Genomic DNA, 13,727 nt, shown 5'->3' on the forward strand with positions numbered 1-13,727 from the left:
GGGGTCTTTCTTTCTTGTTCTGATGAGTGCTTATTTTCAAACCCTTTCTTGTTCTTGGCTTTTATGTCTGGTTGACCTTGTTCTCCCTTCAATCGGTTGTTTTCATCTTTTAACCGTTGATTCTCTGACTCTAAGCTTTTGACTTTTAATTGTAATTGCTCTATTAGGTTTAGTAATATCTCTACTGTATGACGCATTGATTCGTCTGCAATCCCTTTTGGCTCGATGGTTTGCAGTAAATCTGATATTGATTTGTCACTCTCAATAATTTTTTGTGTCATGTCTCCCATTCTATGACACTGTGTGTACCTCGTTGCACTTATTTTCCTCTGTTACCCCTACTTATTGAGCCGATACATTGTAATCCTCTATTAAGGTTGAGAAAATAGCAATTTTGCAATATATTCGGCATTTCTTTTTTCTCTCCAAATCCAATGATTATCTTGTCCTTTTTCTCGAATATGAATAATAGCTGCCTCGATAACTTGCTCTAAATCATCTAAATTAGAATAGGATGAACCGATAGCAATAGGCCAGGTAATTTGATGCTGAATTACTGGATAATTGGGAGCAATAATATAACATCCACAAGAACCGGCATCACTAATGACACCACTAGCGCGATAATAATAACGCTCTTGATCAAAATCGGTGACTAAAATATCTAATTGTTGTAAAGCATGAAGATAATCTTCATCTTTTGTGGTATCAATAAAAGTAATATCTGAGCAGTTTTCTAAATATTCAGGTTTTTGTTTAATGGGTGTACCAATAACTAATTCTATTTGCTGAGGATGTTGAGTAACATAAGCTCTAATTTTTTCTAAAATCTTATTAATGGGTTTATCTTGACGAATAATTCCGATGATGCCGATTTTGATTTTATCATCTTCTTTTAATCTTTCTTTTGGCTGTAATTTCGGTGTAACTTCACTAATTATAGGATGAGGAATCACAATTTTAGAAGCTGGGGAGAATTTCAAATCATTTCTGATATAATCATCATCTAATTCTAAAAGCACTACCTTAAATTGAGGATTTGCTTCTAGAAATTTTTGTAGATAAAGAAAACCCCAATATTTGATTTTATTTTCTTGAGCAAATAATTGATTACCGTGAATACCTAAAAATACTTGTTTTCCTGTTGATGCTAACATCGGTAACAGGGCTAAAAGATGTTGATTATAGATTTCCATCACATAAATACTATCCACATCTTTCAGAGATAAAGCTTGTAATCCCATTGAAAAATGACGATATTCACGTCTTAATTGTAATCCGACGGAATAACTAGGAATGGCTTGGGTGAATCTTATAAACCATTTAGTTAACGGTCTTTCTATGGTGACAAATCCGATTGTATGATTAGATAAATGTTGATTAATACGTAATAGTTCTCTGAGTCCTTGATGAAATAGCTGCATATTATGTTTATGTTAAAAAATATTTACAAAAAATTTATAAACACCAGGAGGAAACCATCTCCGAGCAAAAGCAAGTCCCTGTTCAGCTTTAAAATAATATTTTAGAGGATAGGTTTCACTCCAATTAGATATATGCTTTTGGACTACCTCCGCGGTCTGATCAGTGCTATTGTTATCAATAATGAGAATTTCCCAATTTAGCTTTTCTGTTTTAACTTGCGATCGCAATTTTTCCAGGACATCTAATATCAGTTTTTCTCCGTTGTAGATACAGATAACCACTGTAAAATCAACCATAAGTCCTTGTAATATCTACGTTATCACTCAATTAGCTGGGAATGCGATCGTATTTCTCTGGGGTTTATTATAAAACTCACTCAAGTGCGTAATTACTCTTAAGTAATAGCGCAAAAAATGTTATTTGGCAAGCAAATGCTCTCAAAGCTTGTTCTCTCTAGTATTCAAGGACTTCTGTCAGACAGTTAAACTTAAGTTGACAAAATGAAAAATATCTGAATCATCAATATGCTGAAAATCAAAAATTTAAACAAAGCTTACAAAGCAAGAAAAGTCCTCGAAGATTTGACATTACATATTGACGGAGGAGAAATTTACGGTTTATTGGGAGCAAATGGAGCAGGAAAAACGACAACAATTAATATTATTTGTAATTTACTCACGGCTGACAGCGGTTCTATTACTCTAAATAATCAACCTGTTTCTGAAAAAACCAAAAAATTAATTGGCATTGCTCCCCAAGAAAATTTATTATATAAAACTCTTTCCTGCGAAGAAAATCTCAATTTCTTTGCAGATATTTATGGTTTAAATCGTCAAACCCGTCAACAACAAGTTATAGAAAGTCTCAAAGCTGTTAATTTATTAGATAGAGCCAAAAGTCCTGTAGAAACCCTGAGTGGGGGAATGCAGAGACGTTTAAATATTGCAGTAGCTTTGGTACATCAACCGCAATTAGTAATTCTTGATGAACCAACAACAGGTTTGGATATTGAAGCCAGATATGAAGTTTGGGAATTAATTAAAAATCTCAAAAATCAAGGATTAACGGTTTTATTAACTACCCATTTATTAGATGAAGCAGAACGACTTTGTAATCGCATTGGGATTTTAAAAAATGGGAAAATCTTGGCAGAAGGAAGTTTAAAGGAGTTAAGAGAATTAATTCCTGCTCAAGAAATCGTAGTGATACAAACCAAGCAGGAAGAAGACGCAATTAATCAAGCTGAAAAATATGGTTTTATCCCACGACGTTATGGTAGTGATTTGGCTTTTTGGTTGCCAGAAATACTAGAATTGCAAGAAATTATTTCCCGATTTGAAGGAATACAAATTGATTCTATTTCCCGGCAACCTGTAAGATTAGAACATATTTATGTGGAAGTAACTCAAGGTAATTAGAGAAGAAACAGATGGCAATTGTAAATCGCGGCTAAACCTACCTGCGTGGGTTCAAAGAGTCCGCGAAGGCGGACTAGTTATCTATATTTTCCCTTTTGCAGTTAATAAATCATCAGGAGAGAAAGCACCATTTTCTGTAATAATTGCTGTGATTAAATTAGCAGGTGTAACATCAAAAGCCGGGTTATAAAATTCTACTCCTGGAGGAGTGAGGATAGTTTCACCAATTTGATAAATTTCTCCTGGATGACGTTCTTCAATGGGAATTTGACTACCATCAACTAATTGAAAATCTACTGTAGATAAAGGTGCAGCCACAAAGAAAGGAATATTATGGGCTTTGGCAACTATAGCTAAACTGTAAGTTCCGATTTTATTGGCAGTATCACCATTAGCAGCAATTCTATCAGCACCCACAACCACAGCATCAATTAAACCTTGTTTCATGCAATGGGCGGCCATATTATCGGTAATTACTGTGACGGGAATCCCTTCTTGTACACATTCCCAAGCAGTGAGTTTTGCACCTTGCAACCGAGGACGAGTTTCGTCTGCAAATACTCTGGCTAAACGTCCTTCTTTCCAAGCGGAACGAACTACACCTAAAGCTGTTCCATATCCAGCGGTTGCTAAAGCTCCAGCATTACAATGAGTAAGTATAATTAGTTTATCAGGGGTTTTCGGTAATGCTGCTAAACCATGATCACCTATAGCTTGACAAGTTTGCAAATCTTCCGCATTAATCTTTTGGGCAGTTTCTAAAAGAGTTTGTTGAATTTCGGCAACTGTTCCCACGGTTTCATAGGCTGTTTGCATCATTCTGCCAATTGCCCAAAACAAATTTACCGCAGTTGGACGAGTAGAACGCAACAAATTAGCTACTGTTTCCAGTTTAGTTAAAAACTCCTGGCGATCGCTCGTTTCAATTTCCCTTGCACCCAAATACATCCCATAAGCCGCAGCTACTCCAATCGCCGGCGCACCTCTGACAATCATTGTTGTAATGGCTTGTGCCATATCTTCACTGCGGTGAATCTCCACCACTGTATATTCATTAGGTAGACGAGTTTGATCAATGAGTGATACTGAATTATTTTGCCAAATAACGGGATAAACCATGTTGTTAATTGTCAGTTGTTGGTTGTCAGTTGTCAGTTGTTAGTGGCAATAGATTACAGGGAATTTTTATATATAGCAATCCTCAATCATTATTAACGTAAGTTGCTAAGTAGGTTGGCGTTAAAAATTGTCGTTGGGGCAAGGGAACAGGGAACAGGGAACAGGAAGAGAGTTTTGGGCGATTTTACTTTTCTTCACATACCTTTAAATTTTTCTGCTCACCTACTTAGTTAAAGAAATTGTCAGAATCAGGATGTCCAGGATTTAAGGATGTACAGGATTAAGACTGAGATTTTATCACCAATCACCAATCACCAATTACCAATTACCAATTACCAATCACCTATTCCCTCTTTCCCAAATTAAGTTAAAAAAGAAAGATGAAAATTACTAAAAAAATCAACAATTGGCTAGAAACTCATGCTGCTGCGCCTGCTTATGGCGGTTGGGTGTTAACGGGAATCTCCATAGCTTATTTAGGTGCGGCGATTAATACAATGGCTGGCTGGTTGTACGTTATTAGTGGAGTCAGTTTTGCCCTTTTGGGGGTATCAGCTTTTATTGCACCGCGATCGCTTACAGGTATAATTGTCAAACGTCGTCCCATCGAACCAGTAACCGCAGGTGATGACCTCAAAATTGAAATAGAAGTTGAAAATCACAGAAAACAACCTGCAAGTTTATTACAAGTTAGAGACATTATCCCATTTATTTTGGGTCAACCTGTCCAACAAGGCATTGAAAATATTCAACCACAAGATAGTTCCCGCTGGATATATTATCACCCTACCCAACAGCGAGGCGTTTATCGCTGGCACACAGCAGAATTAGCCACAGGTGCGCCCTGGGGTTTATTTTGGTGTCGTCGTCCCCGTCAATGTGAAGCTAGAGCCATAGTTTATCCTACCGTCTTACCCCTGACTACTTGCCCTTTAGTTGATGAAATGGGACAAGATGAAAGCCAACGGGGAGATCCTCGTGGTAAACCCTTACAGATGGCAACAACGGGATTAGTGCGATCGCTGCGTCCCTATCGCATTGGTGATCCTACCCGGTTAATTCATTGGCGGACTAGCGCCCGTTATGGAGAATTACGAGTGCGGGAATTAGAAGTAATTACCGGGGGACAAGAAATTATTATCGCTATAGATAGTTCCTTCAAGTGGGAACAAGAACTATTTGAACAAGCTGTGATTGCTGCCGCATCCTTGTATTTTTATGCCCAAAAGCAAAAACTGCAAGTGCAAATATGGACAGCAGCTACAGGTGTAATTAAAGGCGATCGCTCTGTTCTAGAAACCTTAGCAGCCACCAACCCCATCGAAAAAAACGGACTACCACCAGATTACTGTCCCTTAATTTGGCTGACACAAAACTCCTTTACCACATCCTCCTTACCCCTTGGTAGTCGTTGGGTACTATGGCAAAATCCAGCTTCACCAGCAGAAACCGTCATTAATCGAGACTATCCCGGCATCATCATCCAAAACGAACAAGAACTACAACCCCAGTTACAAAAAGCTCTCAGTTCATTTTAAATTTTGAATTGATTTCTCACACTGAGCCTGATGTACAATGCAAGGAAACATTAAAATTTAAGAGCGGCACAATGGTCAAATCAGAAGTTAATTCAAAATCCAGTGATAAAAATCTAGAAGCAATGCGGCATTTTTCCGAACAATACGCCAAGCGGACTGGAACATACTTCTGTTCTGAACCCTCCGTTACCGCAGTTGTCATCGAAGGACTAGCCAAACACAAAGACGAACTTGGTGCGCCTTTATGTCCTTGCCGTCACTACGAAGATAAAGAAGCAGAAGTTAGTGCCGCCTTTTGGAACTGTCCTTGCGTACCCATGCGCGAACGCAAAGAATGTCACTGTATGCTATTCCTCACTCCTGACAATGAGTTTTCTTGCGATAAACAAGAAATCTCCCTCGACACGATTAAAGAAGTTCGGGACAGCATGGGATGAACGACATCATGCCGGAAGAGTTTTGGCAAAGTATAGAACAGTTCAATGCAGGACAGTTCTATGCTTGTCATGACATTCTAGAAGCACTCTGGATTGACAGCATTGAACCAGATAAAACTTTTTATCAAGGAATTCTCCAAATTGCTGTAGGACTATATCATCTGGGTAATTGTAACTGGCGAGGAGCAATGATTCTTTTAGGAGAAGGTAGCAATCGCCTCCGGCGTTATTTACCCAGTTACGGTGGTATTAATGTAGAAGAATTATTTACTCAAAGTGTAGATTTATTAAAAACACTACAACAAGAAAGCCTAGAACCGATAGCAACCAGTGAGTCGGCTCAAAATCAAGATCGGCTTTTACCAAGTATTTCCTTTAGTAAGGATTAGCACACTCAACGCTGGCGGGAAATTAAAAATTACAACTCACTAAGGGACTTCCAAATAAAAAAACACTCAACCACCTAACGTAACAAATCTCACTTCGACCCTTCGGCTTCGCTCAGGGCATCGCAAGCTCAGTGACCACTCAAACCCTTATTCCTCTGTGTCCTCTGCGCCTCTGCGGTTCGTTAATCTGGATAATTTATTTCTTGGAAGTCCCTAAGAGTATTCCAAGTAAAAAAAATGCCCAATTGTCATTGCATTCGCGGAGCGTGGCGTTAGCCATATGGAGCAGAGCGGAATGAAGCAATCTCTGGTTTTGGCTCATTTATTGTTTGGAACACTCTAAATGTTTTCATAGCGAAACCAAACACTTGCAAAAACCGTCCATGATTGCTAGTTGCTATCCTATATTAATTAGGAATTAGTCCAGATTACCTTTAAGCAATCAGAATACCAGCAAAAGTCTTTCATTTTTAATTGCTATGATACCTCGCTATCAATTACTAAAATCACAGATAAACCGTTTTTTATTAGCCTTAGCAGTACCAATTTCCCTCGTAGGAGCAGTAACCCTTCCTACCCAATTACAAACCGCTACAGCCCAATCTACAGGAAATCGTCCCTTGACTATCCGCTCGGATATTCAAGAATATGATGCTAAATCTCAAGTAATTACGGCTCGCGGTAATGTACAAATGCTGTATCCAGCAAGGCAAATTCAAGCCACATCTGCCCAAGCACAATACTTTAGTAAAGAACGACGGATTGACTTCAGCGGCAATGTTTATATTTTGCAACAGGGTAATAATAGTATTCGTGCCGAAAAAGTTACTTATTTAATAGACGAAGGGAAATTTCTCGCCTTACCTCAAGCTAACCGTCAGGTAGAATCTGTATACATGGTAGAAGATAATGCGATTAGACAAACTACGACACCAGCCCCAAAAACCCCAGCCCTGAAGCGTTCTAATTAACATCTACACATTGATAAAAGCGCCCATAGTGAAAATTGTTTTAGAGAATATTCACAAATCTTACGGCAAGCGATTAATTGTCAATCGCGTTAGCCTTTCAGTTAGTCAGGGGGAAGTTGTCGGTTTACTCGGTCCTAATGGGGCTGGGAAAACGACAACATTTTATATTGCCACAGGTTTGGAAAAACCTAATCATGGCAAAGTTTGGTTAGATAATTTTGATATTACTAATTTTCCCATGCACAAAAGGGCTAGATTAGGAATTGGCTATTTAGCCCAAGAAGCCAGTGTATTTCGTCACCTTTCAGTTAGAGAAAATATTCTTTTGGTATTTGAGCAAACTCGCGTTCCTCGTTGGGAGTGGGGACAACGATTACATACTTTATTGCGGGAATTTCGCTTAGAAAAAGTTGGTGACAGTAAGGGTATTCAGCTTTCTGGTGGGGAACGACGACGGACAGAATTAGCTAGGGCTTTAGCAGCAGGTAAAGATGGACCCAAATTCCTATTTTTAGATGAACCTTTTGCAGGGGTTGATCCTATTGCTGTATCAGAGATTCAGGAAATTGTCGGTCAATTGCGCGATCGCGGTATGGGTATTCTCATCACAGATCACAATGTCCGCGAAACCCTGGCCATTACAGATCGTGGTTATATTATGCGCGAAGGACAAATTCTCGCTTTTGGTACTGCTGATGAACTTTACAATAACCCTTTGGTGCGACAATTCTATTTAGGCGATAACTTTTCTGCCTAAATTCATTATTTTTATAAAATACTATAAATTACTATTTAGTACCGCAGAACGGGATTAAAAATTAATCATTAAAAATCAAGAAAGTAGCTTTTTTCAGCAGTTATTACCTGCGACAATTAACCCCTAAGTTATATTAAATTCTTTCTACTTTTTTTTCTGACTTCTGTACGGGCGTTCGCGGAGCGTGCTGGAAGCATCAGCATTCGGATAATCAATTATCGGTTTTTCTCAGTAGGGGCGAAGCATTCGGGCGACAAATTCTCGGTTTTTCCCAAGTTTATTTTCCGAATGCTGATGCTTCCAGTCCCGTCAGGGATATGCCCTTACAACTCCTGACTCTTACTCCTGACTCCTCTCATATCATGATTTCTAAACAGCTTAAACCATTCTCTTATTTCATTTCATTTTTTTCTTTTTCGATCATGGATCGCTATTTAGCAATCCAATTACTTCCACCATTTTTATTTGGCGTTGGGGCATTTACTTCTGTAGTTTTAGCAATTGATAGTTTATTTGAATTATTGCGAAAGGTTGTAGAATCTGGACTACCACTGAATATCGCCTTAGAGATTTTCCTATTAAAGCTACCTTATGTCATGGTTTACTCCTTTCCCATGTCCACTTTGTTAGCTACTTTAATGACCTATAGTCGCCTTTCTAGCGAAAGTGAATTAATTGCTTTGCGGGCGTGTGGAGTGAGTGTTTATCGCATGGTTTTAACTGCTGTAGTGTTAAGTTTTGCAGTTACTCTCATGACTTATGTATTTAATGAGCAAATTGCCCCCGCCGCCAATTATCAAGCCACAACTACTCTAGCAAAAGCCCTCAAATCAGACCAACCTTCCTTTAAACAACAAAATATTTATTATCCTGAATATCGGGAATTTAAACAAGCAGATGGTAGCCAAAGCAAAATACTTTCCCGTTTATTTTATGCTGACCAATTTGATGGCAAAGAAATGAAAGGTTTAACAATTATAGACCGTTCCCGAGGCGGAGTTAATCAAATTGTTGTTGCCGAATCAGCTAAATGGAATGGGTCAAAACAAGTCTGGGATTTTTACAATGGTACTATCTATTTAGTCGCTTCAGATAGCTCATATCGGAATATTTTACGATTTGAACAACAGCAATTACAACTACCCCGTACACCCTTAACCCTCGCCGAAAATAGCCGCGACTATGGCGAAATGAATATTTCCCAAGCCCTAGAACAACTAGAAATAGAACGTCTGGGTGGTAACGATCAAAAAATTCGCAAACTACAAGTACGAATTCAACAAAAAATCGCCTTTCCCTTTGTCTGCGTAATTTTTGGCTTAGTTGGCTCAGTTATGGGCAGTATACCTCAACGCACTGGCAGAGGGACAAGTTTTGGTATTAGTGTAATTGTGATTTTTAGTTATTACTTACTACTATCTGTCTCCGGAGCGTTAGCACAGGCTGGTATACTGTCTCCTGTAATTGGCGCTTGGTTGCCCAATTTATTTGGACTGGTAACAGGGTTATTTTTATTAATTAAAGTAGCACAACGATAATGTAAAATTTTGAACAAGAATACTGTATCCCTCATGACTAAATTGCTATAAAAGCTTAGAATAAAATTACAGGCTGGGGATGAAGTATTGGTAATTGGAACAATATGGAGAATATTTCTCTTGATCTTCAGTCCTCAACCTATTACCTGTTATATAAAATCCTAAGTATGTCACACCGTTACTATCCTCCCGCTTACTTACGCTACCTCAAAGCCAGGTTATTCATTTTTCGACAACCGGCTTTTTGGGGAATCAGTATGTTCTTATTATTAGTCGGGATAATTAGTTGGGAATACTGGTTAAAACCCGATAATCTGAGTGAAAAGCCAAATTCCGAAGCAATTTCTGAGGAAATTGTGATTGAATCAGATTCAACAATGTCTGCTGAAGATAAAAGTATAGCCGCAGATATTGATAATTTACCAGTATTATTAAATGATTTTAATCAGGCTGATGCCTTGGTAAATAATATTCAGTTACCAATAAGTAATCAAACCCAAGAAAATAGGAAATTTCTGGAGGAGGTAATTAAACAAAATAATGCAGATATTCAATCTCCAAGTATTAACAATAGTGGTAATAATTTAACTCCGCCAATGGAGAAAAATTCCTTTGTCACTCAAGCTGAAAATCTATTATATTCTTCTGGTAATAATTTTGATAATCAGTTTTTAGGAACTAATTCTTTAACTACATTACCCGAAACAACATCAACGACTACCTCATTTAATCATCAAACTTCACAAACTGCAAACTCTGTTTTAGTTAACCCCTTAGCAACTGCTATTCAACAGTCAAATAATTATAGCAATAGAATAAATACGTCAATACCTATTAATAATAGCTTGTCTGGTCAAGTTGTCAGTCCTAGCAATAGGGTGGGATATATTCAACCAACTTTTACAAATCAACAACTAAATGTTTACCCGAATATAAATAGTATTCAGACTTCACAACCTGGAGAATTACCTACATCTGGAGTATCTTATCCTATTCAGTCTACGAATCCAGTAGTTGTTAATCCGGCTACCCCATTGGAAAATGGAAACTATAGTGGTTATGGGATACAACCCCCTTTGCAAACCACACCTTCTGATCTTTCATCTCCAGCGCCAATACAAGGACAGTATCCGTCTGGATATGGCAATTAAAGGGACAATTTCTGGTAATTACGGAATTAATTAACAAAAAGCTATATATTATTGAATATCTAGCAGCATTTAGCTATGAGTAAAATTCGCATTGCGATCATTGAAGATCATGAACTCACTCGTCTCAATATTTGTACTACATTACGGCAAAAAGGTGACATTGAAGTAGTTGGAGAAGCTAATAATGCCAGCAGGGGGCTAATTTTGTTAAAAACAATACAGCCAGATATTGCGATCGTTGATATAGGTTTACCAGATCAAGATGGCATTGAATTAACTAGGAAGATTAAAACAACTACTGATGATAATCAACCAAAAATAAAAGTATTAATCTTGACAATGCAGGATAATAAAGAATCCGTAATTGCGGCTTTTAATGCTGGTGCAGATTCTTACTGTATGAAAGATATCAATTGTGATAATTTACTAGAAGCGGTACGGGTAACTGCTAGTGGTAATCCTTGGATTGATCCGATGATTGCCAGAATTATTTTAGAGCGAGTCCAACAAAATCCATACCCATTAGACTCTATACTTATGGATACAACAGCGGTAAGTTCGACGATAGAATTTACTGAAAATCAATCAGCTATTACGCCCTATCTTCTCACAGAAAGAGAGTTAGAAGTGTTAAAATTGATAGTCGAGGGTTGTAGTAATGCCGCGATCGCTCAGAAACTTTATATTACAATTGGCACTGTAAAAACACACGTTCGCAATATTATGAATAAACTATGTGCTGATGACCGTACTCAAGCAGCCGTTATGGCTTTACGCTCTGGATTGGTTGCATAAGTTGTATTTAAATACTCATAACTGTTAAGTTTAGGCATCTTGCCATTCAAGTATTTGGAAAGTTGAGTCAAATATGACTGATAAAAAGTTAGACAAGCTCAAGCTCATGGTAGTAGATGACGAGCTAGATAACTTGGATTTGCTCTATCGCACTTTTTGGAGAGATTTTAAAGTCTATAGAGCCAGTAATGCTCGTGAAGCTTTGGCTATCTTAGATCAAGAAGGTGAAATGGCCGTGATTATCTCCGACCAAAGAATGCCAGATATGAACGGTAGTGAGTTGTTAAGTCTGACTGTAGACCGTTTTCCTGATACAATTCGGATTTTGCTAACTGGTTTTACTGATGTAGAAGATTTAGTAGATGCAATTAATTCCGGTCGAGTATTTAAATACATTACAAAACCTTGGAATCCTAACGAACTTCAAGCATTAGTTAGCCAAGCTAGTGATACATATCGCTTAGTAAAAAAAAGGATAGCAGAATTATCTCGGGCTTTGCGACGGGAATCTTTATTTAATGCTTTAACAACAGCAATTAGAGAATCCTTGGATTATGAGAATATGCTGCAAAAAATTGTCGCTACTATTGGAGAAACATTTGCGGCTAATAATTGTTTACTCATCCCAGTAGAAGATAATTTACTAACACAAAAACAATTTTTGTATCAAAATCCTCAATCTGAAGTATCCGGTTTCGTCCCCAATTCTAGTGCGTTAATTGCCGAAGTTTTCCAAACCCATCATTATCAAATAACTGAAGATATCTATGAGGGTATTCTTTGTCACTATTTAGTAGTCCCACTCATTTACCAGCAACACTTACTAGCTATTCTGGCTATCTGTAAATTAGGAAATGATCATGGTTGGCATCAAGAAGATATTCAACTAATTACAGGTGTGGCTGAACAAGCCGCTTTAGCCATTTCCCAGGCCAAACTCTATCAAAGTCTGCAAGAAAAACAACAACAACTGCGACAGGAATTGGAAGTAGCTCGCCAAATTCAACATAACCTGTTACGGCAAACTTTACCAGAAATGCCAGGAGTGAGGATACAAGCTTGCTGCTATCCAGCCCGTGAGGTAGGAGGTGACTTTTTTGAGGTATTTATTCATCCTAATGGTGATTTATGGTTAGCAGTGGGAGATGTGTCTGGTAAGGGTGTTCCAGCGGCTTTATTTATGGCTAGTACGATTTCTCTCTTGCGTCGGGAACTATGTCAAGAAGTGCCAGCAGAGCCAAATGTGATGATGCAGAATCTTAATTCTGCCCTCAGTGATGACTTAATCAGTAGTAATTATTTTATCACGATGGTTTTAGCACGTTATCACCCAAGCACAAAGGAACTGGTTTATGCTAATTCTGGGCATATTTATCCTTTGGTTTGGTCACGACAAGCAAGTTTTAATGATGCTCCCCATTATCTGAAAGTTCGCAGCATTCCCTTGGGGATATTACCTAAATGGCAAGCAGAGTCTGGTCGTTTGATTCTTGCTCCAGGAGATACATTATTGCTGGCCAGTGATGGAATTACGGAAGCAACTGTATGGGAAAATATAGACGATTTAAAGACAACAAATCGTTATATGCTTAATCAAGAAGGTTTATGGCAACTAATTACGAAACAATCACAGCCACTTAGCCTTGATAACTTATTAACTCTGATTCAAGCCAATAACTATGTCCAAGAAGATGATCAAACTATACTCTCTCTGGAGGTTTTATAGGTAATGAAAAGCGAACTCCATGTTCCTAGTGATCTTAGCTTCATTAATATTGTTGAAGGCTGGTTGTTGGGATGTTTAAAAGTGCAGCTAGGTGAATCTGTTGATTGGACAAAACAATCAAGTCGTTTAAGATTAGCTTTGGTAGAAGCATACTCTAATGCTGTCCGTCATGCCCATAAGGAAAAGCCAAATTTACCTATTTTACTGCGTTTAGAACTAAAAGACCGGGATTTATCTATCGAGATTTGGGATTATGGTGAAGGCTTTGATATGTCTACTTACTTTCCCCCCAACCCCACAGAAAAACAAGAAGGTGGTTATGGTTGGTTAATTATGAACCGATTGATGGATAAAGTAGAATATCAATTGCAGGTGAATGGGGCTAACTGTCTCAAACTAGAAATGACTCTCCCGGAACTATCTAAACCTTAAATATCTCCTAAATAAGTATAAATTGTTATAT

Annotated in this window: 14 protein-coding genes and 1 pseudogene; 11 read left to right on the forward strand and 4 right to left on the reverse strand. The window is 38.0% G+C overall.

The genetic code is table 11. The features are described 5' to 3' along the window. The 3 genes and pseudogenes from FJR38_RS09000 to FJR38_RS09010 all read right to left on the reverse strand — a co-directional run. Window positions 1–281 (reverse strand): annotated as a pseudogene (locus FJR38_RS09000) (hypothetical protein); the annotation flags it as partial. A gap of 90 nt (window positions 282–371) precedes the next feature. Then, complete coding sequence (locus FJR38_RS09005; RefSeq protein WP_168536588.1) at window positions 372–1,424, reverse strand: glycosyltransferase family 1 protein; 1,053 nt, start codon at window positions 1,422–1,424, stop codon at window positions 372–374. A 12-nt stretch (window positions 1,425–1,436) separates the two neighbouring features. Further along, on the reverse strand, window positions 1,437–1,721 hold the full coding sequence (locus FJR38_RS09010) for a glycosyltransferase (RefSeq protein WP_254449405.1): 285 nt from the start codon (window positions 1,719–1,721) through the stop codon (window positions 1,437–1,439). A gap of 228 nt (window positions 1,722–1,949) precedes the next feature. On the opposite strand from FJR38_RS09010, the gene FJR38_RS09015 reads away from it, so the two are divergent. After that, a complete protein-coding gene (locus FJR38_RS09015) occupies window positions 1,950–2,843 on the forward strand; it encodes an ABC transporter ATP-binding protein (RefSeq protein ID WP_168536590.1) in 894 nt (297 codons plus the stop codon). Window positions 2,844–2,924: 81 nt separating this feature from the next. Here the strand turns inward: FJR38_RS09015 and mtnA are convergent, their stop codons facing one another. Then, the gene (gene mtnA, locus FJR38_RS09020; RefSeq protein ID WP_371418183.1) at window positions 2,925–3,971 is read right to left on the reverse strand and encodes an S-methyl-5-thioribose-1-phosphate isomerase; all 1,047 of its coding nucleotides are present in this window, start codon (window positions 3,969–3,971) and stop codon (window positions 2,925–2,927) included. A 371-nt stretch (window positions 3,972–4,342) separates the two neighbouring features. On the opposite strand from mtnA, the gene FJR38_RS09025 reads away from it, so the two are divergent. The 10 genes from FJR38_RS09025 (at window position 4,343) to FJR38_RS09070 (ending at window position 13,696) form a co-directional block, all read left to right on the forward strand. Continuing rightward, window positions 4,343–5,500 (forward strand): DUF58 domain-containing protein, encoded by a 1,158-nt coding sequence (locus tag FJR38_RS09025; RefSeq protein WP_168536592.1) that lies wholly within the window; start codon window positions 4,343–4,345, stop codon window positions 5,498–5,500. 71 nt (window positions 5,501–5,571) lie between these two features. Continuing rightward, window positions 5,572–5,937: a ferredoxin thioredoxin reductase catalytic beta subunit gene (locus tag FJR38_RS09030; RefSeq protein WP_168536594.1), complete on the forward strand. Its 366-nt coding sequence runs from the start codon at window positions 5,572–5,574 to the stop codon at window positions 5,935–5,937. Next, complete coding sequence (locus FJR38_RS09035; RefSeq protein ID WP_168536596.1) at window positions 5,934–6,326, forward strand: DUF309 domain-containing protein; 393 nt, start codon at window positions 5,934–5,936, stop codon at window positions 6,324–6,326. Before FJR38_RS09030 ends, FJR38_RS09035 begins: the two co-directional genes overlap by 4 nt. A gap of 479 nt (window positions 6,327–6,805) precedes the next feature. Then, entirely contained in the window at window positions 6,806–7,297 is a 492-nt protein-coding gene (locus FJR38_RS09040; RefSeq protein WP_168536598.1) for an LptA/OstA family protein, read from the forward strand. Between the two features lie 28 nt (window positions 7,298–7,325). Beyond that, window positions 7,326–8,054, forward strand: a complete 729-nt coding sequence (lptB, locus tag FJR38_RS09045) for an LPS export ABC transporter ATP-binding protein (protein WP_168498378.1) — start codon at window positions 7,326–7,328, stop codon at window positions 8,052–8,054. Window positions 8,055–8,476: 422 nt separating this feature from the next. After that, complete coding sequence (locus tag FJR38_RS09050; protein WP_168536600.1) at window positions 8,477–9,592, forward strand: LptF/LptG family permease; 1,116 nt, start codon at window positions 8,477–8,479, stop codon at window positions 9,590–9,592. Between the two features lie 167 nt (window positions 9,593–9,759). Beyond that, window positions 9,760–10,743, forward strand: a complete 984-nt coding sequence (locus tag FJR38_RS09055; RefSeq protein WP_168536602.1) for a hypothetical protein — start codon at window positions 9,760–9,762, stop codon at window positions 10,741–10,743. 75 nt (window positions 10,744–10,818) lie between these two features. Next, the gene (locus FJR38_RS09060; RefSeq protein WP_168536604.1) at window positions 10,819–11,538 is read left to right on the forward strand and encodes a response regulator transcription factor; all 720 of its coding nucleotides are present in this window, start codon (window positions 10,819–10,821) and stop codon (window positions 11,536–11,538) included. Window positions 11,539–11,611: 73 nt separating this feature from the next. Beyond that, on the forward strand, window positions 11,612–13,264 hold the full coding sequence (locus FJR38_RS09065) for a SpoIIE family protein phosphatase (RefSeq protein WP_168498369.1): 1,653 nt from the start codon (window positions 11,612–11,614) through the stop codon (window positions 13,262–13,264). A 3-nt stretch (window positions 13,265–13,267) separates the two neighbouring features. After that, complete coding sequence (locus FJR38_RS09070) at window positions 13,268–13,696, forward strand: anti-sigma regulatory factor (RefSeq protein WP_168498367.1); 429 nt, start codon at window positions 13,268–13,270, stop codon at window positions 13,694–13,696. Window positions 13,697–13,727: the final 31 nt, after the last annotated feature.

The sequence above is a fragment of the Anabaena sp. UHCC 0253 genome, assembly GCF_009712085.1.
In the GTDB taxonomy this organism is placed as follows: domain Bacteria; phylum Cyanobacteriota; class Cyanobacteriia; order Cyanobacteriales; family Nostocaceae; genus Dolichospermum.

Bases quoted from the DNA above. Each gene is read 5' to 3' on its own strand.
- FJR38_RS09040 (WP_168536598.1), top strand. From the start codon at position 6,806: ATGATACCTCGCTATCAATTACTAAAATCACAGATAAACCGTTTTTTA.
- FJR38_RS09050 (WP_168536600.1), top strand. From the start codon at position 8,477: ATGGATCGCTATTTAGCAATCCAATTACTTCCACCATTTTTATTTGGC.
- FJR38_RS09065 (WP_168498369.1), top strand. From the start codon at position 11,612: ATGACTGATAAAAAGTTAGACAAGCTCAAGCTCATGGTAGTAGATGAC.
- FJR38_RS09035 (WP_168536596.1), top strand. From the start codon at position 5,934: ATGAACGACATCATGCCGGAAGAGTTTTGGCAAAGTATAGAACAGTTC.
- FJR38_RS09010 (WP_254449405.1), bottom strand. From the start codon at position 1,721: ATGGTTGATTTTACAGTGGTTATCTGTATCTACAACGGAGAAAAACTG.
- FJR38_RS09005 (WP_168536588.1), bottom strand. From the start codon at position 1,424: ATGCAGCTATTTCATCAAGGACTCAGAGAACTATTACGTATTAATCAA.
- FJR38_RS09060 (WP_168536604.1), top strand. From the start codon at position 10,819: ATGAGTAAAATTCGCATTGCGATCATTGAAGATCATGAACTCACTCGT.
- FJR38_RS09070 (WP_168498367.1), top strand. From the start codon at position 13,268: ATGAAAAGCGAACTCCATGTTCCTAGTGATCTTAGCTTCATTAATATT.
- FJR38_RS09055 (WP_168536602.1), top strand. From the start codon at position 9,760: ATGTCACACCGTTACTATCCTCCCGCTTACTTACGCTACCTCAAAGCC.
- FJR38_RS09030 (WP_168536594.1), top strand. From the start codon at position 5,572: ATGGTCAAATCAGAAGTTAATTCAAAATCCAGTGATAAAAATCTAGAA.
- FJR38_RS09025 (WP_168536592.1), top strand. From the start codon at position 4,343: ATGAAAATTACTAAAAAAATCAACAATTGGCTAGAAACTCATGCTGCT.
- FJR38_RS09015 (WP_168536590.1), top strand. From the start codon at position 1,950: ATGCTGAAAATCAAAAATTTAAACAAAGCTTACAAAGCAAGAAAAGTC.